The sequence below is a fragment of the Microbacterium sp. OR16 genome (assembly GCF_047306725.1).
GTDB lineage: Bacteria > Actinomycetota > Actinomycetes > Actinomycetales > Microbacteriaceae > Microbacterium.
Genome location: NZ_JAZEXK010000001.1, coordinates 1,644,076 through 1,664,515 on the forward strand (window position 1 = coordinate 1,644,076; position 20,440 = coordinate 1,664,515).

A 20,440-nucleotide genomic window follows, 5' to 3' on the forward strand; every position below is an offset into this window, starting at 1 on the left:
GGTGTCAGCGCCGCGGGTCGCTCGGCCCGCCGCGGGTGCCCTTGTGCTCCTCCTCGATGATGCGCACGTTGCGCACGACGACGCTGTCTGCCATCAGCAGGTCGAGAGAGGTGATGAAGAGATGCCCGATCTCGGCATCCGTCACGTCCGGACCAGGCACATCCACCCGGAACCCCTGCGCCTGCAGACCGCCCTCGTTGGAGAAGGTGACCTTGGCGTCGAAGACGGCGCGCCAGCTCATGCGTCCAGCGCCTTGAGCAGCTCAGCCGGCGGCGCCTGCATCGGGTGCGGGCCTGCGATGTCGAGGAAGACGGTCGTGATGGTGTCGCGGTGCGTGCTGAGGAACGACTTCAGCCAGGTGGGCGAGTAGATGCCCACCCCGGGCGGCAGGTTGGCGGGCTTGTGCTTGGCGTCGCTGAACAGCAGAAGCGCGACGTCGCCGGTGCTCGCGTCGCGGTACGTCCACACCTCGCCGCTGTCGAGCGGGTTGTCGCGGGCACCGGGCTTGATCAGCGGAACGACCGTGTTGCCGTTGCGGAGCGCGAGGGCGACGGCCGCCATGTCCTGCTTCTCGAGCGCCTGAGCCAGAGCCTCAGAGCGGAAGTCCTCGGGTGCGGGGCGCTTGCTGCCTGACTTCTTCTTCGCCATGACACCAGCCTAAGAGTGGGGCCCTCTCGAGTCCTCCATTGGGGACTGGGGAACTCGAGAGGGCCCTCCGGCTCTCGGTCGCGGCGATTGTCGAAGCGCTGGGGACGCTGGTGTCGACACCACTGGGGATGGCTTGCCGCAACAGAACTGAGAACCTGGCCTCTATGGTATCCCAAAATATCGTCCATGTCAGCCACTCATCGGGGATAAGTTCGAGGCCGCAACGACTTTTCGCTCAGCGCAACAGGATCTGCTTGGGCGTCTCGCTGGCGAAACCGCCGATTGACACGGCGACATGATACGAGGCTCCACCGCCCGGTGCGCGCGGGCGGTTCTGCTCTTCACAGGTGTCGGTCGATGAGCGCGTGCGATCCCACACGACCGGCGATGCACTGGGTACCGAAGACCCGGCCGCGAGCGTCACGATCATGTCGCTCGACTCCGACTGGCAGTCCGTAGAACGCCACCACACGTCGTCTCCGCTGCTCACCGTGAAGATCTGCGTGCTCGAGCCCACATTCAGCGTGCAGTCCCGCGTGCCGGTGTTGGCGAGCAGGATCGACAGCTGCGGCAGTGCTTCGGCGGGGTATGCGTCGGCGTCGGTGACGGCGGTGACGGTCACGTCCTCCGCGGTGCACGCCGCGATGCCGGGGGTCTCGGAGGGGTCGGGGCTCGCATCGGGAGACGCGCCGGGGCTCTCGGTCGGGGTCGCCGGCGCCGCGGCATCCGGAGTGGGGGTCCGGTCGGCCGGAGCCGAGGCCGACCACGGCTGCGTGATCGCGAGCCACACACCCCCGCCGACTGCGACGAGCACGAGAACGAGCAGCAGCAGCACCGCGAGCCGGCGGCGACGGTAGACGGCGGCAGACTGGCGGGGCATGAGTCCAGGCTAATTCAGGTGCTTGATCATCCTCGTGTTGCCGAGAGTGTTCGGCTTGACGTGGGCCAGATCCAGAAACTCCTCCACGCCCGCATCGCCGCTGCGCAGCAGCTGCGAGTACACGTCGGCATCGACCACCTGTTCGCCGATGGGCTCGAAGCCGCGTCGCGAGAAGAACTCGGTCTCGAAGGTCAGGCAGAACAGCCGGGTGAGCCCGAGCTGGCGGGCGCGGTGCTCGAGGTCGGTGACGATCGCGCGACCGACGCCGTGGCGCAGGTAATCGTCGCGCACGAGAAGGGTGCGCACCTCGCCCAGGTCCTCCCACATCACGTGCAGGGCACCGCAGCCGATCAGCTGACCATCGGCTTCGGCGACGACGAACTCCTGCACGGCCCCGTAGAGCACGGCGAGGTCCTTGCCGAGCAGGATGCGCTGGTCGACCATCGGCTCCAGCAGAGAGTGGATGCCGATCACATCGGTGCTGCGGGCAGGGCGGACGAGGAAGTCTGGCACGGCTCCACACTAGAGCGAGCCCCCTGCAGGTAATCCGCATGACCGCTGGGAGTCGGGATCTGCATATGGTTGCTTGAGGCAACTAGATGTAGAGTGAGAGCATGCCTGCTGATGCGCCGTCCCCCGAGAGCGTGCTGCTGCAGGCGCTCACTCTCCTCGTCGCGCGATGGTCGTCGCCGAACGTGCAGCGTTCCGTCGCGCACAGCGCTGGGGTGACCGTCGACGCGGCAGACGTGTCGGCGCTGTACATCCTGGGCCTGCACGGCCCTCTGCGGGCCGGTGATCTCGCCGAGGCGATGCACATCAGCCGTCCGACGGTCAGCAAGCAGCTGAATCGCCTCGAGCGCGCCGGGATGATCAGTCGCGAATCCGATCCGCACGACGGCCGGGCGACCATCGTCGGCCTCTCCGCCGAAGGCTCGGCCGCGCACGCGCGACTTCTCGAGCAGGGCATCCGGATGGTGCGTCACGCTCTGCGCGATCGCACGCGCGCCGACGCCTCCGCCCTCGCCGGCGAGGTGGCCGACCTCGTCGCACGGCTCGGCATCACCGACTCCCCCGGCGACTCTGCCGCGGACCCGCCGCGCTCCGTCCCGGAGCGCAGATCTCAGGAGGATCGATCATGAACCGCACCTATGTCGTCACCGGCTCGGCGTCCGGCATCGGCGAGACCACCGCCCGACTGCTGCGCGAACGCGGCGCCCGGGTGATCGGCATCGACCTGCGCGACGCCGACGTCGAGGCCGATCTCAGCACGGCCGAGGGCCGCCAGTCGGCCGCCGCCGCGGCGAGCGAGCTGGCGGGCGGCACCGTCGACGCCGTGATCGCGTGCGCAGGCATCTCGGCCCCGATCCCGAAGACGCTGTCGGTCAACTACTTCGGTGTGACCGAGCTGCTCGAGGCGCTGCGCCCAGCACTAGAGCGCTCGGACGCCCCGCGCGCCGCCGTGGTCTCGTCGATGGCATCGCTGCAGCCGAGCCCGCCCGAGCTGGTCGACGCGGCGCTGTCGGGCGACGAGGCGGCGACGCTGGCGATCGCCGAGCAGCTGACCGCCCAGGGGCCGCGTGAGGCGTACCAGGTGTACCCGGCGTCGAAGCGCGCGCTGTCGCGCTGGGTGCGCCGCCGTTCCATCTCGCCCGAGTGGGCGGGCGCCGGCATCCCGCTGAACGCGGTGGCTCCCGGAACCGTCCTCACCCCGATGACCGAGCAGCTGCTCGCCACCGAAGAGGGCCGTGCGATGGTGGACGCCGCCGTGCCGATGCCGCTGAACAGCCACCAGCCGCCGGAGTCGATCGCGAACCTGCTGATCTGGCTGACCGGGGTGGAGAACACGCACGTGGCCGGACAGGTCATCTACGACGACGGCGGGGCGGATGCCACGCTGCGCGGCGACGACATCTGGTCGTGGAACGACGCACGCTGATCTGTTCACGCAGAAAGGGGGCGGATGCCATCGGCATCCGCCCCCTTTCTCGTCTCAGCTGTCGTCAGCCCGCAGCGATCTCCGGGGTGGTGGAGATGCCGCCGCCGGTGTTGACGCCGACCGACACCTTTTCGCCGCGCGGCGCGTGCTCGAACGCGAACTTGCCGTCGACGACGTCGACCTTCACGTGGTCGCCGGTGTTCAGCTGGCCGTGCAGGATGCGCTCGGAGAGCTGGTCCTCGATTTCGCGCTGCATGGCGCGACGCAGCGGACGCGCACCGAGGGCGGGGTCGAATCCGATGTCGATGAGCTTGTCCTTCGCGGCATCCGACAGCTCGACGGTCATGTCGCGGTCGAGCAGGCGGTCGCCGAGCTGCTTGGTGAACAGGCCCACGATCTGGCGCAGCTCGTCCTTGTTCAGCTGCGGGAAGACGATGATGTCGTCGAGGCGGTTGAGGAACTCGGGCTTGAAGTGGCGCTTGAGCTCTTCGTCGACCTTGCCCTTCATCCGCTCGTACGTCGTCTGCGAGTTGCCCTCGATCTGGAACCCGACCGGGCCACCGGCGATCGCCGACGAGCCGAGGTTGGTCGTCATGATGATCACGGTGTTCTTGAAGTCGACGATGCGTCCCTGACCGTCGGTCAGGCGACCCTCTTCGAGGATTTGCAGCAGCGAGTTGAAGATGTCGGGGTGGGCCTTCTCGATCTCGTCGAACAGCACGACCGAGAACGGCTTGCGGCGCACCTTCTCGGTGAGCTGGCCGCCCTCTTCGAATCCGACGAATCCGGGAGGGGCGCCGAACAGACGCGACACGGTGTGCTTCTCACCGAACTCGCTCATGTCGAGCGAGATGAGAGCTGCCTCGTCGTCGAAGAGGAACTCGGCGAGGGCCTTGGCGAGCTCGGTCTTTCCGACGCCGGTGGGGCCGGCGAAGATGAACGAGCCGCTGGGGCGCTTCGGGTCCTTGAGGCCGGCGCGCTGGCGGCGGATCGTGCGGCTGAGCGCGGCGATCGCCTCTTCCTGGCCGATGACGCGCTGGTGCAGCGCCTTCTCCATGAAGACGAGTCGGCTCGACTCCTCCTCGGTGAGCTTGAAGACCGGGATGCCGGTGGCCTGGGCGAGCACCTCGGCGATCAGGCCCTCGTCGACGACGGCCTGAGTGGCGACGTCGCCCGAGCGCCACTGCTTCTCGAGGCGCAGCCGCTCACCGAGCAGCTCCTTCTCCTGGTCGCGCAGCGACGCGGCCTTCTCGAAGTCCTGCTCCTCGGAGGCTGCCTCCTTGTCCTGACGGACCTTGGCGATCTTCTCGTCGAACTCGCGCAGCTCGGGCGGCGACGACAGGATGCTGAGGCGCAGGCGGGCGCCCGCCTCATCGATCAGGTCGATCGCCTTGTCGGGCAGGAAGCGGTCGGAGACGTAGCGGTCGGCGAGGTTCGCCGCGGCGACGATCGCGCCGTCGGTGATCTGCACCTTGTGGTGCGCCTCGTAGCGGTCGCGCAGCCCCTTGAGGATGTTGATCGCGTGCGGCAGCGTCGGCTCGTTCACCTGAACGGGCTGGAAACGACGCTCGAGCGCGGCATCCTTCTCGAAGTACTTGCGGTACTCGTCGAGGGTCGTGGCGCCGATCGTCTGCAGCTCGCCGCGCGCGAGGAGCGGCTTGAGGATGGATGCCGCGTCGATCGCGCCCTCCGCGGCGCCCGCGCCGACGAGGGTGTGGATCTCGTCGATGAAGACGATGATGTCGCCGCGGGTGCGGATCTCCTTGGTGACCTTCTTCAGGCGCTCCTCGAAGTCTCCGCGGTAGCGGGAGCCGGCGATGAGCGAGCCGAGGTCGAGCGAGTAGAGCTGCTTGTCCTTGAGCGTCTCGGGCACGTTGCCCTTGACGATCGCCTGGGCGAGGCCCTCGACGACGGCGGTCTTGCCGACGCCCGGCTCGCCGATGAGGACGGGGTTGTTCTTCGAGCGGCGCGAGAGGATCTGCATGACCCGCTCGGCCTCCTTCTCACGGCCGATCACCGGGTCGAGCTTGCCGTCGCGGGCAGCCTGGGTGAGGTTGCGGCCGAACTGGTCGAGCACCTGCGAGCCGCCCTGGGCGGCCTGCTGGTTCTCGTTGGTGGTCGCGCCGACCGAGGCCGTCTCGCGGCCGGGCGCTCCGGAGAGCAGCTGGATGACCTGCTGGCGGACCTTGTTGAGGTCGGCGCCGAGCTTGACGAGCACCTGGGCGGCGACACCCTCGCCCTCGCGGATGAGGCCGAGGAGGATGTGCTCGGTGCCGATGTAGTTGTGGCCGAGCTGCAGCGCTTCGCGCAGGCTCAGCTCGAGCACCTTCTTGGCGCGCGGGGTGAAGGGGATGTGGCCGGTCGGCTGCTGCTGACCCTGGCCGATGATGTCCTGCACCTGCTCGCGCACGGCGTCGAGGGAGATGCCGAGGCTTTCGAGGGCCTTGGCGGCGACACCCTCACCCTCGTGGATGAGGCCGAGCAGGATGTGCTCGGTGCCGATGTAGTTGTGGTTGAGCATCTTCGCCTCTTCTTGGGCGAGGACGACGACTCGGCGGGCTCGGTCGGTGAATCTCTCGAACATGCTGTGACTCCTTTTCGCGCGGGGCGAAGCGGCGGTGGCGCCGTGTACATCGAGAGTAACCACCGCGGCGGGGTGGAACGGTCGTGTTCGCCGTCGGCATACGTGAGTGAGCAAGCGCAGCGCGTCGAAATGCCATCCCGCATTGACACCCATATCGAGAGTCGTTATGTTAACGAAAGCCGATAACAACGAATGTCGATATGGAGCAGAAATGAAGATCACCGACGGCGCTCCGGCGGAGCGCACACTCAGCAAGGGCGACACCGTCAGCCTGGCGCTGTTCGTCATCGCCGGCGTGGCGATCGCCGCGTGGACGGTGTGGAACGTCAGCGTCCGCATCGGCGACCTGGTGCGCGGCGGCCCGATCGAGGTTCTCGTGCAGTTCCTCGACACCACGGCGGATGCGCGGATCGGCGCCACGACCATTCCCGTCGAGCTCGACCAGGGTGTCATCACCGTGGAGGGGCTCGGGGCAATCGGCGTGGTTCCCGGGGTGCTGGGGCAGATCGCCTTCGCCACGACGGTGGTCGTCGTTGTAGCCTGCCTGATCGCGCTGAGCCGCAACATCCTGCGCGGGCGGGTGTTCGGGAAGGCCAACACGCGGCTCGCCGCGATCGGCGGCGGAGTGGGGTTGATCGGAGCCGCGGCATCGCACTTCTTCGACAACATGCTCGCGAACGCCGCGATGGCTCACGCGATCGACGGCCCGTTCGACACGGCGGTGATCTCGGTCGAGCCGTTCACCTTCGTGCTCGCCGCCTTCGCACTGGCCGTGGTCGGCTCGGTGTTCGTGGTCGGCGACCGGCTGCAGCGCGAGGCCGAGGGGCTGGTCTGATGGGCGTCGCACTGTGGATGCTGGCGGCGGCGCTCGTCGTCGTGCTGGGCGTCGCCGTCGTCGCCTTCGCCCGCGCCGGCGGGCGTGGGCGCGGTGAGTCTTCGGTCATTCGCGTGACCTTCTGGGTCGCACTGCTGTGGGCGGGTATCGCGATCATCGGCGCGCTCGTGACCGCCGTCTCGACGCTGGTGCAGAGCGCCGTGCAGATCACCGTACCCACGGCCGCGTACTGGCCGACGCTGCCGGAGGGTGCGTTCGTCGAGGGCGCGAGCGCGACGCGAATCAGCGGCGGCTTCACCGCTGCCGACGTGGTGGTCGAGGGCCTGAGCGTAGGTGCGCGGGTGTGCTGGGCGATCGGTCAGGCGCTGTGGTGGCTGGCGCCGGGCGCCGTCGCGGCCATGGTGGCCCTGTCGTGCTTCCAGCTGCTGCGGGGACGCGCTTTCGCGCCGGTGCTGTCTCGGATGTCTATGGTGACGGCGGTCGTGGTCAGCCTCGGCGGCATCGGCGCGCAGGTGCTGTCGGATATCGCGGGAAGCATGGCGTCGTCCGAGCTTCTCGAGTACTCCGGCGGTGGCTACGAGAAGGTCGCCGGCATCGACGACGTGCTGGATGCCTGGTGGCCCGACCCTGTATTCAGCGTCACGCTTCCGTTCTGGCCGATCGCGGCCGGGCTGGCGTTCGCCGCCCTCGCGGTGATCCTGCGCAACGGAACTCGACTGCAGCGCGAGACGGAGGGGCTGGTATGACGCCGGCGGAGGCGGATGACGAGTTTACGGGCATTCACTGCCGTCTCGACGAGCTGCTCGCCGAGCGCGGGATGACGCTGACCGAGTTGAGCGCTCGGGTGGGGGTGAGCATCGTGAACCTGTCGGTGCTGAAGAACGATCGGGCGCGGGCGATCAGGTATTCGACGCTGCGGGCGGTGTGCGACGCGCTCGAGTGCGAGGTGGGAGACCTGCTGGTGCTGGCGCCGCGCGGATGAGTGGGTGCTGGCTCATCCGGGGTTGCGTCCGGCGGGTGCGTCGGCGTTTCGACTCGCTTCGCTCGCTGAACGACCGGGAGGGTGTCCGCTCTGCGACCGGGCGGTGTGGGCGGAGCGACCGCGGCCCGGGCCGGGGAACCCCGCGCCGTCATGCTTCGTCACACATATTCGCGGGAATACAGCGATCCGCTTAGCGTTTACCCCACACGACGCGCACTCCGCGCAGACAATTGGAGTTCCCTTGAGCACCTCATCTTCCACCGCGCGCGCCCAGAAGGCGCCCGACACCCGGGGCCCGGTCCGCAAGCTGCTGACATCCTTCGGGTTCCAGATCATCGCCGCCCTCATCCTGGGCATCGGCGTCGGCCTGATCGCCGTCTCGCTCGGCGCGAGCGGCACCAACCCGACGGTACTGTCCGACACGCTCGACCGCATCGGCAGCTCGTACGTCACGCTGCTGAAGGCGGCCGTGGTGCCGCTGATCTTCACGGCGATCGTCGCGAGCATCTCCAACCTGCGCCGCGTGCAGAACGCCGCGCGCCTCGCGGGTCAGACGATCCTCTGGTTCGGCATCACCGCGTTCATCGCCGTGATCATCGGCATCACGCTCGGCCTGGTCATCCAGCCCGGCGCGAAGGCGGGGGCGGGCCTAGAGACGGGCGACCCGTACACGGTCGGCACCTGGTGGAACTTCCTGCTCGGTCTGATCCCGCAGAACTTCCTCGGCCTGTCCGTGTCGACGGGCCCCGGTCCCGTCGAGGGCACACTCGTGTCGAGCGTGAACTTCAACATCCTGCAGGTCATCGTGGTGGCCGCGGTCGTGGGAATCGCCGCCCTCAGGGCCGGCCGCAAGGCCGAGCCGTTCCTCGCCTTCACCGAGTCGCTGCTCAAGGTCATCCAGCGCGTGCTGTGGTGGATCATCCGTATCGCCCCGATCGGTACCTTCGGCCTCATCGGCTCGGCCGTCGTCAAGTACGGCTGGGACAAGCTGACCTCGCTCGCATGGTTCGCCGCGGCGATCTACATCGGCCTCGCCCTGGTGATCTTCGTGGTCTACCCGATCCTCGTGAAGACCCACGGCCTGTCGATCAAGCAGTACTTCTCGGGCGTTTGGCCCGCCGTGCAGCTGGCCTTCGTCAGCCGCTCGTCGATCGGCACCCTGCCGCTCACGCAGCGCGTCACCGAGCGCAACCTCGGCGTGCCCCGCGGCTACGCGTCGTTCGCCGTGCCGCTCGGTGCGACCACCAAGATGGACGGCTGCGCCGCCATCTACCCGGCGATCTCGGCGATCTTCGTGGCCCAGTTCTTCGACATTCAGCTGAGCTTCATCCAGTACCTGCTGATCGTGATCGTCTCGGTCGTCGGCTCGGCCGCCACCGCCGGCACCACAGGCGCGGTCGTGATGCTCACCCTCACCCTGTCCACCCTGGGCCTGCCGCTCGAGGGCGTCGGACTGCTGCTCGCCATCGACCCGATCCTCGACATGGGCCGCACCGCGGTGAACGTCGCGGGCCAGGCCCTCGTGCCGGCCATCGTCGCCAAGCGCGAGGGCATCCTCGACGAGGAGCTCTACAACGCCCCCCGCAACGGCCTGCCGTTCGCGGAAGACATCGACGACGCGGATGCCCCGGAGCCGGACACCACGAAGGAGCCGGCAGGCGCACGCTGACCCGCTGCATCGACGAGAGCGCTCCACCCCTTTCTCCGGGGCGGAGCGCTTTCGGCATCCGGATGCCGAAAAACAGGCGACCCGGATGCCCGGGCGCAGCCAGCTCCAACGGCTGCGCGCATCCGGCGAGGCATCGTTCTCGCGCCAGCCGAGGTCAGCGTTCCCGACGCTCCTGCTCGAGCTCGCGACGCAGCTCGCCGTTCTCGTCCTCCAGATCGAGGACGCGCCCGATGCCGGCGAGGTTCACCCCGGCATCGCGCAGCTCGGCCACCCGGCGAAGGCGATCGATGTCGTCGTCGCTGTACCGCCTCGTGCCGCCGTCGCTGCGGAACGGGGTGAGCAGTCCGCGCCGCTCGTACAGCCGCAGCGTCGCCTCGGGGACGTCGGCGAGATCGGCCGCCACGGCGATCCCGTACAGCGGAGTTGCGGCGTCACGCTCGGTCATCTGGCATCCGTTCCGGGTACTTGAAATCTGTCGAACTGGGCGCTATAAATATACAGCAACGGATGCAGATTCCCTGCATCAGAGATCAGAGCCGTCGACCGGCGGCCCATAGTGAGAGGAGAACACCATGGCCATGACCCTCGATCCGATCAGTCAGCTCGATCGATTCGCCGCGAGCGTGCTGGACTCCGTGCGCGCCCCGCGCGTGATGCCCGTCGACCTCTGCCGCGACGGCGACCGCTATGTCTTGCATGCCGACATCCCGGGCGCCGACCCCGGCTCGATCGACGTCGATCTCGATGGCTCGCAGCTGTCGATCCGCGCGCAGCGCACCGCCGACACCGGCGAAGGCATGCGCTGGATCGCCCGCGAGCGCGGCACCGGAACCTACTTCCGCCAGTTCACACTCGGCGACGGCGTCGACCTCGAGCGCATCAGCGCATCGTACGACAGCGGCGTGCTCACGGTGATCATCCCGGTCAGCGAGCGTGCCAAGCCGCGCCGCATCCGGGTCGAGTCGACCGACACCCCCGAGGCGATCAGCGCCTGATTCGCACAGTGGGGAGCGCCCGGCGAGGGCGCTCCCCACTCCGATCCGGAAAGGAATGTGTCATGTCCCCGTCCCCCGCCCTCCGACGGTTCCTCGCCGAGATGGAATTCCCCGCCACGAAGGACGACCTGCTGCGCGAAGCCGTCCGCGACGGACTCGACAGCGCCGACATCGCCGCTCTCGAGCGACTCCGCGACCACAGCTTCAGCGCCCGCTGGCAGGTCGTCGGCGCTCTGCGCCTGGCATGGCCGCCGGCCGACGCGCTCGTGGCGGCCTGACCACGAGCGGCCTCACCCCGTTCGGTCGCCGCCGTTCGGCCTGACGCCGCTCGTTCGCCGCGCAGCGCTCGCTCGTCCGCTGCCTCGTCGGCGACGCCGCTCGACGCCCGTTTCAGGTGCGCAGCGCCATCCGGGTGTCGAGCGCGAGTTCTTCGGCATCCATTGCGGCGATCAGCTCGTGCATGACCTCTTCGCTGAGGTTGCCGGCGCGTCGCTCTTCGAGCAGCAGGTCGCGACGCGCCGACAGCCACCCCTTGGCCATCGCCGCGAACTGCTCGGGCGAGGGGCGTGCGGGCCCCTCGCCCGCCCGGCCGGGTCCGGCCTGCATGCGCACCAGGCGCTCGGCGTACGCGTCGAACGGCGGCAGCTGATCCTCGCCGTACTCCTGCGCCCACGCGCGCCTCGCTTCGCGCAGGTAGGCCTTGCCGACCTCGCGGCTGCGTTCGCGCACGGACTCCAGCTGCCTGGCATCCTCCCGCGCCTCCTCGTCATCGACGACACCCAGCACCCGGATCAGCCAGGGCAGCGTCAGCCCCTGCAGCAGCAGCGTGCCGACGGTGACGACGAACGCGACCACGACGATGGCGTGGGACGCCACGGCGTCGAGACCCGCGAGATCGGCGGCGGCGAGGGCCGTCGCCAACGTCACCACCCCGCGCATGCCCGCCCATGAGATCACGGCGTTATCACGCCACGAGAGTCGGCTCTCGACAAGTCGGCGGCGCAGCTGATCCTCGGTGAGCGGATGCCGGTGGCCCCGGCCGTCGGCGATGGGGAGCACCTCCTTCGCGGCGGACATCTTCTCCCATCGGCGCAGCCGGAACTTCGTCCAGCGCTGCCCCCATGCGCCCGCCGGATACACGAAGAGCGGCCGCACGAGAAGCACCGCGACCAGCACGACCACCGCGAGCAGCACGATCGTGTCGCCCTCACCGTCTTTCAGCTCTCCGACCACCCGCGGCAGCTGCAGCCCGATGTACGCGAACACGAACGACTCCAGAAGGAAGTCGGCCGAGAGCCACAGCGGTGCCTCCTGCTGCCTGGTGGCGTAGCTCGTCTTGGGCGCGTTGAACCCGACGAACAGGCCCATCGCGACCACGGCCAGCACTCCCGATCCGAGCAGCTGCTCCGCGATCGCGTAGGCGCCGAACGGGGCGAGCAGGCCGAACGTGCCGTTGACGACCGGATCGTCCACGCGCATCCGCAGCTGGTGCAGCACGATCCCGAACACCAGCCCGACAGCTATTCCGACCATCACGGCGAGCGCGAACTGCCAGATGCCGTCCCAGAGCGATACCGTCGCTCCGGCGACGATCGCCGCGAACACCCGGAACATCGTCAGCGACGTGGCGTCGTTGATCAGGCTCTCCCCAGAAAGCACGGTCATCACGCGACGCGGCAGGCCAAGACGCCGCCCGATGGAGGCTGCCGACACGGCATCCGGTGGTGCGACGACCGCACCCAGCAGCAGCGCTCCCGGCAGAGTCAGTGCGGGCATGATCCACCACGCCAGCACGCCGACCACGACAGCGGTGACGACGACGAGACCGACCCCCAGCCGCCGGATCTGCGGTATCGCCCGGCGGAAGCTCAGGAACGATACGTCGAGCGCCGCCGAGTAGAGCAGCGGCGGCAGGACGACGTTGAGCAGCACGTGCCCGTCGATCGCGACATCCGGCACGAAGGGCAGGAAGGATGCCAGCAGCGCGACCACCGTGACGAGCAGAGGCGCCGGCCATCCGCGGCGACGGGCCACTGCTGCGACCGCGACGGCGCCGACGACGATGAAGAAGATGCTGGACTCCATTCCAGGAAGAGTACGCCTGCGATGCGCGAGCGGAGGAATGCGGGCGCGCCCACCGACGTTGTCGTCTGATGATGACTACTCCCGCGCTCTCCGTCCTCGATCTCGTACCTGTCCGCACCGGCCAGACCAGCGCGCAGGCCGTCGCATCGTCAATGGCACTCGCGCAGCACGCCGACGAGCTCGGACTCACCCGCTTCTGGTTCGCCGAGCATCACAACATGCCGTCGGTGGCCTCGACCAGCCCGCCCGTTCTGATCGCCGCCGCCGCGGCGCGCACGCAGCGCATTCGCGTCGGCTCGGGCGGCGTCATGCTGCCCAACCACGCGCCGCTGATCGTCGCCGAGCAGTTCGCCGCGCTCGAAGCGCTCGCCCCGGGTCGCATCGATCTCGGCATCGGGCGTGCGCCGGGCAGCGACCCCGTGATCACGCATCTGCTGCGCCAGTCGGGCACCACCGGAGACGTCGAGCGCTTCCCCTCCCACGTACAGGACATCGCCGCCATGCTGCAGTCCGACGGCGCGACGGTGCGCTTCACCAGCGGCGGCGAATACGGCGTGAAGGCGACGCCCGCGGCATCCGGATCCCCGACGATCTGGCTGCTGGGCTCGAGCGACTACTCCGCTCAGCTGGCCGCCGCGCAGGGCCTGCCGTACGTGTTCGCGAACCACTTCGCGGGAGTGGGGCTCGAGCGCGCCCTCGACCTGTACCGCTCGCAGTTCCGCCCCTCCGAGACCCTCGACGCCCCACTCACCTTCCTCACCGCCAACGTGGTCGCCGCGCCCTCGGCAGAAGAGGCCGAGGCCCGCGCCCTGCCGCAGCTGCGCGCGATGGCACGACTGCGCGGCAACAAGCCGATGAGGCCGCTCGAGACGGTCGAAGAGGCCCAGCGCGGTCTCGCCGAGCATCCGGATGCCCAGGAGCAGACCCTCATCGACGCGATGCGTCAGCGCTGGCTGATCGGCGAGGGCGGCGAGGTGCGCGCGGCTCTGGCCGCGTTCGCCACGCAGCACGGCGTCGACGAGATCATGGTCTCGCCGGTGGCGGGAGCCTACGACGGCGAGCCGCTCGACTCGGCCGCCGGCCGAGCGCAGACCCTCGACCTGCTGGTGGCGTAGGCGCGCCACCCAGTCAGAGATGCATTCCTCCGGCACGGACACGTTCGCGCCGGCATAATCCATCCCGGGCTCGTGGCACCGGGGATGGATTTGTCTGGCCCGCACGGGCTGGCAACGCACTTCTCCATCCCCGGCTCCTGGTCACGCGCCACCGGAGATGGATTCGTCTGGCCCGCACGGGCTGGCAACGCACTTTTCCATCTCCGGCTCGTGGTCACGCGGCACCGGGGATGGATTCGTCTGGCCCGCACGGGCTGGCAACGCACTTTTCCATCCCCGGCTCGTGATCACCCGGCACCGGGGATGGATTCGTCTGGCCCGCACGGGCTGGCAACGCACTTTTCCATCCCACCCCGACCCTGCGGTGGCGACGGCGTTCGCGTCGGCAGGCACATACCGTCGACACGACTGCTCCTGCACAGCAGATCGCGGGGGCTCTCTCGCCCACAGGGAGCGGAGATCGTCGCTCGCCCCGGGGGCGCGCTCGGCCATCATGGCCGGATGCACCACCGGAAGACACTGCCCGCCGCGCTCGGTGTCCACTTCGCGTTGCGCGACGCCACGGCCGCGGGCGTCGGCAAGTGGCGCGCCAGTGCGCCCGACCTCGCCCGCCCCTTCAACGGCGTGCGCGCGCCCGCCGAGCCGGAGACCTTTCTGCAGAACGTCGCGTGCTACCGCCCGCGGATGCGCCCGCACCATCGCCTCGTGGGCAGGTCCGCCATGCGGGTGTGGGGCATCCCGCACCCGGACCCCTGGCAGCCGAAGACCGAGAAGAAGCCGCGGGAACCGATAGAGATCGCGGTTCCGCGGAATGCGACTCCACCCAGAACCGCCGGCGTCGCGGGACGCCGACTGACTGAGGATCGCGCCTCGACCTGGACGGTTCGCGGCGTGCGGACGGTCGATCCCGTCGCTGCGCTGATCACGACAGCGCACGAGCTGAGCCTCGAGGCTGCGGTGATCGCCATCGATGCGATCATCACCCGCTCTCTCAATTACCCGGGTCTGGAACCAGGACGCCCTCGCGTCACTCGCAGTGAGATCGCGATACGGGTCGACTGCTGGGGGTGGTTCACAGGGCGCGACACGGTGCGCACGGCGCTTGCACTCGCCCGAGACGGCGTCGAGTCGCCGAAAGAGACGGAGACTCGACTCATGCTCGTGCGCCACGGCTTGCCGGAGCCGCACGTTCAGCACGACGTGTTCGACGGGCACAGGCGGATCGCTCGGGTCGACCTGGCCTATCCCGAGGCGAAGATCGCGATCGAGTACGAAGGCGATGGGCACCGCACGAGCCAGGAGCAGTGGCGTCGCGACATCCAGCGACAGCGCGAACTCGAAGCCCTCGGCTGGATCGTCATGCGCCTGACCCAGGTGGATCTCGATGATCCGGATGCGTTGATCACCCGCGTCCGCTCCGCGCTGGCATCCCGCCGCTGAACATCAGACGCCCTGGGCTGCTTTCGGTCGGTTCGGGATGTCCGCCGCCGCACTTATGCATCCCGGCTGTCGCGGGTGCTGAGGCGGATATGTGAAAGTGCGGTGCAAGCGGTGCTACGCCAGACTTACCCATCCCAGGCGGGGCAGATCCGTCCCAGCCCGGGACACGCGCCGAGCTGGGGATGGGAAAGTGCGGTGCGGGCGAGACCACGCCCCACTTTTGCATCCCAGCCGATGCCGCGAAGCCGCAGCGCCGCGCGACACCGGCCCTCGGGCCGCCGAGCGAGCGAGGCCGTCGGCCAGGCCGCGGCGACCTACGCCTCGGGCTCGCCGTGCAGCAGGGCGCGCAGCCAGTCGCGGGCCTCGACGAACACGCCGTCGGCGTACCGCTCGGGGTAGTGCACGATCCGGCGGTCGGCGCGGGGGTACGAGCCGAGGAAGACGACGCGCGGGCTGAACCGGCGGATGCCCAGCAGAGCGTCGGCCATGCGCTCGTCGTAGGCGTGCCCGTCGGCATCCACCACGAATCGGTACCGGCCGAGCGCGTCGCCGACCGGCCGCGACTGCAGCAGCGACAGGTTGATGCCGCGGGTCGAGAACTGCTCGAGCATGTCGAGCAGCGCGCCGGGGCGGTCGTCGGGCAGCTCGACGATCAGCGAGGTCTTGTCGGCCCCGGTCGGCTCGCCCGGCGGGGTGGGCTTCGACACGAGCACGAAGCGCGTCACGGCGTTGTCGTTGTCGCCGATCTGCTCGGCGAGCACCTCGACGTCGTGGTGCTGCACGATCCCGGGGGCGGCGATAGCGGCCTGAGCGGGCGACGATCCGTCGAGCACGCCGAGGATGGATGCCACGTTGCTCGCCGCCGGAACATGTGCGTGCCGGGGCAGGTGCTCGCCGAGCCAGCTGTGGCACTGCGCGTAGGCGACGGGATGCGCGGCGATGACCTCGACGTCCTCCAGCCGCACGCCGGGCTTGCCCACGAGCACGAAGTTCACCTTCACCAGGTACTCGCCGATGATGCGCAGCCCCGGCAGCGTGGCGAGCGCATCGAGCGTGGTGGACACCCCGCCCTCGACGGAGTTCTCGATCGCGATCATCGCCGCGTGGCTGCGGCCCTCGAGCACGTCGGCGAGCGCCTCGCCGACGTTGTGCACGGGCTTCCACTCGTGACCGCGGGCCTCGGGCACCTGGTCGAGCGCTGCTTCGGTGAAGGTTCCTGCGGGGCCCAGATAGCTGTAGGTGCGGCGTTCGGTCACCTGGTCAGCCTAGCCCCGCAGGTCACCGGGCCCTCGAGCCGTTTCATTACCACGAACGCTCGGCTCACGGCATCCGCCCCCGGCCGAGGTGCGCGACCGCCCGAGGAGGGGCAGACTGTTCCCATGACGAGCCGAGCCGGCCTCCCTGCGGAGGAACAAGACCTCATCGACGTCGACGAGCTGATCGCCGCCTACTACGACCGCATCCCCGACCCCTCCGTGGCCGCGCAGCGGGTCGCGTTCGGCACGAGCGGGCACCGCGGCTCCTCGCTCACGACGAGCTTCAACGAGCAGCACATCGTGGCCACCACGCAGGCCATCGTCGACTACCGCCGCGAGCAGGGCATCCGGGGGCCGCTGTTCCTCGGCCGCGACACGCATGCGCTGTCGCTTCCGGCAGAGCGCACCGCGATCGAGGTGCTGATCGGCAACGGCGTCGACGTGCGCGTCGACTCCCGCGACTCGTGGGTGCCCACGCCCGCGCTCAGCCATGCCATCCTCACCCACAACCGGGGGCGCGCGGCCGACGACCCCGACCGCGCCGACGGGATCGTCATCACCCCGAGCCACAACCCGCCCCGCGACGGCGGCTTCAAGTACAACCCGCCGCACGGCGGACCCGCCGACACCGACGCGACGACGTGGATCGCGCAGCGCGCGAACGCCCTGATCGAGGCCGGTCTGGAGGGCGTCGAGCGGGTTCCGCACGCCGACATCGACGACGACTCGATCGGCCAGTACGACTTCCGCGACGCGTACGTGCGCGATCTCCCCTCGATCATCGACATCGAGGCCATCAAGCGGGCGGGCGTGCGGATCGGCGCCGACCCGATGGGCGGCGCTTCGGTCGAGTACTGGCAGCTGATCAAGGAGATGCACGGCATCGACCTCACCGTGGTGAACCCCGAGGTCGACCCGACCTGGCGTTTCATGACCCTCGACTGGGACGAGAAGATCCGCATGGATCCGTCATCGCCCAGCGCGATGGCATCGCTCGTGGCGAAGCGCGGCGACTACGACGTGCTCACCGGGAACGACGCCGACGCCGATCGCCACGGCATCGTCACCCCCGACGAGGGGCTGATGAACCCGAACCACTACCTCGCTGTCGCGATCGACTACCTGTTCTCGCATCGCACCGAGTGGCCGCGCGACGCCGCGATCGGCAAGACGCTCGTGTCGTCGATGATCATCGACCGTGTCGCCGAGTCGCTCGGCCGCCGCCTGCTCGAGGTTCCGGTCGGGTTCAAGTGGTTCGTGCCCGGTCTGCTTGACGGCTCGGTCGCGTTCGGCGGCGAGGAGTCGGCCGGCGCGTCGTTCCTGCGCATGGACGGCACCGTGTGGTCGACCGACAAGGACGGCATCCTGCTCTGCCTGCTCGCCGCCGAGATCGTCGCGGTGACCGGCAAGACGCCGTCGGAGCGCTACCGCGAGCTCGAGCAGGCCTTCGGATCGTCCGCCTACCAGCGGGTGGACGCCCCGGCGACGCCGGAGCAGAAGGCGACGCTCGGCAAGCTGGCGCCGGATGCCGTGACCGCGACCGACCTGGCCGGCGAGCCCATCACGGCGAAGCTGTCGCACGCGCCGGGCAACGGCGCGGCGATCGGCGGCCTGAAGGTGCAGACCGAGCACGCGTGGTTCGCCGCGCGCCCCTCGGGCACCGAGGACGTCTACAAGCTGTACGCCGAGAGCCTCAAGGGTCCGGATCACCTCGCGCAGGTGCAGGAGGAGGCTCGCGCGGTCGTCAGCGCGGCGCTGGAGGGCTGAAGCCGACCTCCGTCGCGCTGCGGCGCTCCCGCGCGGTTCGGATGCCCGTCAGCGCCCGCGCGCGAGCCGGATGCCCGTCAGCGCCCGCGCGCGAGCCGGATGCCCGTCAGGCGTCGCTCGCCGCGAGCGCCAGCTGCCGGCCGGCCTCGTGCAGCCAACGCGCGGTGCTGGCCAGCGCGGCCGCGCTCGACCCGGCGAGCGCGGTGAGCGAGCGAGTGTGCGTGAACGGCGCGAGATCGGCATCCGGTGCGATCCGGCCGGCGACGAGCAGCGCTTCGACGCCGGAGGCTGCGGCGAGGGATGCCACGAACGAGGGCACCTTGCCTTCTCCTGACTGCCCGTCGTAGGCGCCCTCGCCGGTCACGACGACGTCGGCCCCGGCGATGGCGTCGGCGAGGCCGATCAGGTGCGCGACCTCCGCAGCCCCCGGCAGCAGCGCGCCGCCCCAGGCGAGCAGCGCGGCGCCCACTCCGCCCGCGGCACCGGCGCCCGGGGTCCGCGGGTCGAGGTCGAGCAGTTCGGCGAGGCGAGCGAGACCGGCATCCACCCGCTGCTGATCGGCGGTGTCGGTCAAGCCCTTCTGCGGACCGAACACGGTCGCCGCGCCGCGGGGGTCGGTGAGCGGGTTGGTGACATCGGTGAGCACTCGCACCTCCGGAGCGGGGCGCAGGCGAGCCAGGTCGACCGAGGCAATATCGCGCAGACCGCGCGCGCCCGGCGCGATCTCCGTGCCGTCCGCGGAGAGGAAGCGCGCGCCGAGCGCGCGCAGCATTCCGGTGCCGCCGTCGGTCGACGCGCTCGATCCGATACCGAGCACCAGGCGTGAGACGCCGTGGTCGAGTGCCGCCGCGATCGCCTGCCCGAAGCCGCGCGAATCGGCATCCCAGGGCCGCAGCTCGTCGAGCAGCTCGATGCCCGAGGTCGAGGCCAGATCGATCACGGCCGTGCCGCCGGGTGTCCCGGCGGACGCCGGCAGCAGCAGCCAGGTTGTCTCGACGAAATGCCCGGCAGGGCCGTCGACGATGATCGGCATCCGCTCGGCGCCCGAAACCGCCGCGGCGAAGGCGGCGACGGTGCCCTCTCCCCCGTCGGCCATGGGGCGCAGCACCGCATCGGCGCTCGGATCGACCGACCGCCACGCGTCCGCCAGCACGCGGGCCGCATCCGCTGCTGCGATCGTGCCCTTGAAGCTGTCGGGGGCGAAGACGACGCGTGTCACCGCGCGACTCCGGGCGTGCTCTCGCGCACGATCACCTCGAGGGCGGCGGGCGGCTGGGCCCACTCGGGATCGACGATCGCGCGGAACGCCTGCTCACCGAGGTCGCTCAGCGGCACGCGCACGGTGGTCAGGCGCGGGGTGACGTCGCTGCTGACCGGCACGTCGTCGAACCCGCACACGGCGATGTCCTCCCCGACGCGGCGGCCGGCGTCGCGAATGGCCGTCATCGCCCCGACGGCGATCACGTCGCTGAGCGCGAAGACGAGGGTGCCGGCATCCACCCCCTCGGCCAGGGCCTGCGCCATCGCCGCAGCTCCCGACTCGCGCTCGAAGGAGCCCCGGTGCACGCGGCCGACCTCGCCGCCCCCTGCGGCGAAACCAGCCGTGAATCCGGCGAGACGGTCGTCGGAGGCGCGCACCCCCGGCGCCGCGGCGAGGGCGATCGCTCGACGGTAGCCGAGCCGCGCCATCTGAACGCCGAGCCGCTCCGCACCGCCGCGGTTATCGATCCCGATGCGACGATCCCCGCCCTCGCCGAACGTCACCGTCCGCGCGCCCAGCGTGCGGAACGCTGCCAGCTCGGCGATGCTCGACGCACCCTGGTTCTCGGCCCGTGACGCGGCAAGAATCACGCCGCGCGGGCGCTGACCGCGCAGAGCCCGCAGGATGCGCACCTCGCGGTCGGGGTCGCGTTCGGTGATCGCCACGGTGACGATGAGCCCCTCGGCGTCAGCCGAGCGGGCCACGCCCGAGGCGATCAGCCCGAAGTACGGGTCGGCGATGTCGGCGACGAGCAGCGCGATGGCCGCCGACGTGCCGCGCGCGGTGGCCTGTGCGGAGGCGTTGGCGGTGTAGCCGAGCTCGTCAGCGGCCTTCTCGACGCGCTCCCGGAACGACTCGGCGACCTTGCGCTCCGAGCCGTTCAGCACCCGGGAAGCGGTCGCGAGCGAGACGCCCGCCGCGCGTGCGACGTCGTGCAGCGTGGGCGGCGAGGTGCGCCCAGACGCGGGGTCGGCGGTCATGGCCACA

General features: G+C 69.8%; 21 protein-coding genes. 11 read left to right on the forward strand and 10 right to left on the reverse strand.

What is annotated here, in order from left to right:
• Window positions 1-4 precede the first annotated feature (4 nt).
• The 4 genes from V2S05_RS08095 to V2S05_RS08110 form a co-directional block, all read right to left on the reverse strand.
• Window positions 5-241 carry a hypothetical protein gene (locus V2S05_RS08095; RefSeq protein ID WP_413634672.1) on the reverse strand — a complete coding sequence of 79 codons (237 nt, stop codon included), beginning with the start codon at window positions 239-241 and terminating at the stop codon, window positions 5-7.
• Window positions 238-648 carry a dehydrogenase gene (locus tag V2S05_RS08100; protein ID WP_413634673.1) on the reverse strand — a complete coding sequence of 137 codons (411 nt, stop codon included), beginning with the start codon at window positions 646-648 and terminating at the stop codon, window positions 238-240. Before V2S05_RS08100 ends, V2S05_RS08095 begins: the two co-directional genes overlap by 4 nt.
• Before the next feature lie 235 nt (window positions 649-883).
• Window positions 884-1,528 (reverse strand): hypothetical protein, encoded by a 645-nt coding sequence (locus tag V2S05_RS08105; RefSeq protein WP_413634674.1) that lies wholly within the window; start codon window positions 1,526-1,528, stop codon window positions 884-886.
• A 9-nt stretch (window positions 1,529-1,537) separates the two neighbouring features.
• On the reverse strand, window positions 1,538-2,041 hold the full coding sequence (locus V2S05_RS08110; RefSeq protein WP_271639380.1) for an amino-acid N-acetyltransferase: 504 nt from the start codon (window positions 2,039-2,041) through the stop codon (window positions 1,538-1,540).
• Between the two features lie 101 nt (window positions 2,042-2,142).
• Between V2S05_RS08110 and V2S05_RS08115 the strand changes: the two genes are divergently transcribed.
• Together V2S05_RS08115 and V2S05_RS08120 are read left to right on the forward strand one after the other, a co-directional pair.
• The gene (locus V2S05_RS08115) at window positions 2,143-2,667 is read left to right on the forward strand and encodes a MarR family winged helix-turn-helix transcriptional regulator (protein WP_413634675.1); all 525 of its coding nucleotides are present in this window, start codon (window positions 2,143-2,145) and stop codon (window positions 2,665-2,667) included.
• Entirely contained in the window at window positions 2,664-3,464 is an 801-nt protein-coding gene (locus V2S05_RS08120; RefSeq protein ID WP_413634676.1) for an SDR family oxidoreductase, read from the forward strand. Before V2S05_RS08115 ends, V2S05_RS08120 begins: the two co-directional genes overlap by 4 nt.
• Window positions 3,465-3,528: 64 nt before the next feature.
• Here the strand turns inward: V2S05_RS08120 and V2S05_RS08125 are convergent, their stop codons facing one another.
• Window positions 3,529-6,048: an ATP-dependent Clp protease ATP-binding subunit gene (locus tag V2S05_RS08125; protein WP_271639379.1), complete on the reverse strand. Its 2,520-nt coding sequence runs from the start codon at window positions 6,046-6,048 to the stop codon at window positions 3,529-3,531.
• Between the two features lie 211 nt (window positions 6,049-6,259).
• On the opposite strand from V2S05_RS08125, the gene V2S05_RS08130 reads away from it, so the two are divergent.
• From V2S05_RS08130 to V2S05_RS08145, 4 genes are all read left to right on the forward strand, one after another.
• Window positions 6,260-6,883 carry a DUF2975 domain-containing protein gene (locus tag V2S05_RS08130; RefSeq protein ID WP_413634677.1) on the forward strand — a complete coding sequence of 208 codons (624 nt, stop codon included), beginning with the start codon at window positions 6,260-6,262 and terminating at the stop codon, window positions 6,881-6,883.
• Window positions 6,883-7,629: a hypothetical protein gene (locus V2S05_RS08135; protein WP_413634678.1), complete on the forward strand. Its 747-nt coding sequence runs from the start codon at window positions 6,883-6,885 to the stop codon at window positions 7,627-7,629. Before V2S05_RS08130 ends, V2S05_RS08135 begins: the two co-directional genes overlap by 1 nt.
• Window positions 7,626-7,865 (forward strand): helix-turn-helix transcriptional regulator, encoded by a 240-nt coding sequence (locus tag V2S05_RS08140; protein ID WP_340086089.1) that lies wholly within the window; start codon window positions 7,626-7,628, stop codon window positions 7,863-7,865. The genes V2S05_RS08135 and V2S05_RS08140 overlap by 4 nt, the downstream gene beginning before the upstream one ends.
• A 241-nt stretch (window positions 7,866-8,106) precedes the next feature.
• Window positions 8,107-9,534 (forward strand): dicarboxylate/amino acid:cation symporter, encoded by a 1,428-nt coding sequence (locus tag V2S05_RS08145; RefSeq protein WP_271639375.1) that lies wholly within the window; start codon window positions 8,107-8,109, stop codon window positions 9,532-9,534.
• Window positions 9,535-9,688: 154 nt separating this feature from the next.
• Here V2S05_RS08145 and V2S05_RS08150 read toward each other — a convergent pair whose 3' ends face one another.
• The gene (locus V2S05_RS08150; protein ID WP_271639374.1) at window positions 9,689-9,979 is read right to left on the reverse strand and encodes a MerR family transcriptional regulator; all 291 of its coding nucleotides are present in this window, start codon (window positions 9,977-9,979) and stop codon (window positions 9,689-9,691) included.
• 127 nt (window positions 9,980-10,106) lie between these two features.
• On the opposite strand from V2S05_RS08150, the gene V2S05_RS08155 reads away from it, so the two are divergent.
• A complete protein-coding gene (locus V2S05_RS08155; protein WP_271639373.1) occupies window positions 10,107-10,529 on the forward strand; it encodes an Hsp20/alpha crystallin family protein in 423 nt (140 codons plus the stop codon).
• 62 nt (window positions 10,530-10,591) lie between these two features.
• Window positions 10,592-10,807, forward strand: coding sequence for a DUF2795 domain-containing protein (locus V2S05_RS08160; protein WP_413634679.1), 216 nt, complete (start codon window positions 10,592-10,594; stop codon window positions 10,805-10,807).
• 112 nt (window positions 10,808-10,919) lie between these two features.
• Here the strand turns inward: V2S05_RS08160 and V2S05_RS08165 are convergent, their stop codons facing one another.
• Window positions 10,920-12,614, reverse strand: a complete 1,695-nt coding sequence (locus V2S05_RS08165; protein ID WP_413634680.1) for a cation:proton antiporter — start codon at window positions 12,612-12,614, stop codon at window positions 10,920-10,922.
• Between the two features lie 71 nt (window positions 12,615-12,685).
• Between V2S05_RS08165 and V2S05_RS08170 the strand changes: the two genes are divergently transcribed.
• Window positions 12,686-13,729 carry an LLM class flavin-dependent oxidoreductase gene (locus V2S05_RS08170; protein WP_413634681.1) on the forward strand — a complete coding sequence of 348 codons (1,044 nt, stop codon included), beginning with the start codon at window positions 12,686-12,688 and terminating at the stop codon, window positions 13,727-13,729.
• A gap of 501 nt (window positions 13,730-14,230) precedes the next feature.
• A complete protein-coding gene (locus tag V2S05_RS08175; RefSeq protein WP_413634682.1) occupies window positions 14,231-15,169 on the forward strand; it encodes an endonuclease domain-containing protein in 939 nt (312 codons plus the stop codon).
• Between the two features lie 314 nt (window positions 15,170-15,483).
• Here V2S05_RS08175 and pheA read toward each other — a convergent pair whose 3' ends face one another.
• Window positions 15,484-16,425, reverse strand: a complete 942-nt coding sequence (pheA, locus tag V2S05_RS08180) for a prephenate dehydratase (RefSeq protein WP_413634683.1) — start codon at window positions 16,423-16,425, stop codon at window positions 15,484-15,486.
• Between the two features lie 123 nt (window positions 16,426-16,548).
• On the opposite strand from pheA, the gene pgm reads away from it, so the two are divergent.
• Window positions 16,549-18,192 (forward strand): phosphoglucomutase (alpha-D-glucose-1,6-bisphosphate-dependent), encoded by a 1,644-nt coding sequence (pgm, locus tag V2S05_RS08185; protein ID WP_413634684.1) that lies wholly within the window; start codon window positions 16,549-16,551, stop codon window positions 18,190-18,192.
• A gap of 106 nt (window positions 18,193-18,298) precedes the next feature.
• Here pgm and V2S05_RS08190 read toward each other — a convergent pair whose 3' ends face one another.
• Window positions 18,299-19,411, reverse strand: a complete 1,113-nt coding sequence (locus V2S05_RS08190; RefSeq protein ID WP_413634685.1) for a glycerate kinase — start codon at window positions 19,409-19,411, stop codon at window positions 18,299-18,301.
• Window positions 19,408-20,433, reverse strand: coding sequence for a LacI family DNA-binding transcriptional regulator (locus tag V2S05_RS08195; RefSeq protein WP_413634686.1), 1,026 nt, complete (start codon window positions 20,431-20,433; stop codon window positions 19,408-19,410). The genes V2S05_RS08190 and V2S05_RS08195 overlap by 4 nt, the downstream gene beginning before the upstream one ends.
• Window positions 20,434-20,440 lie beyond the last annotated feature (7 nt).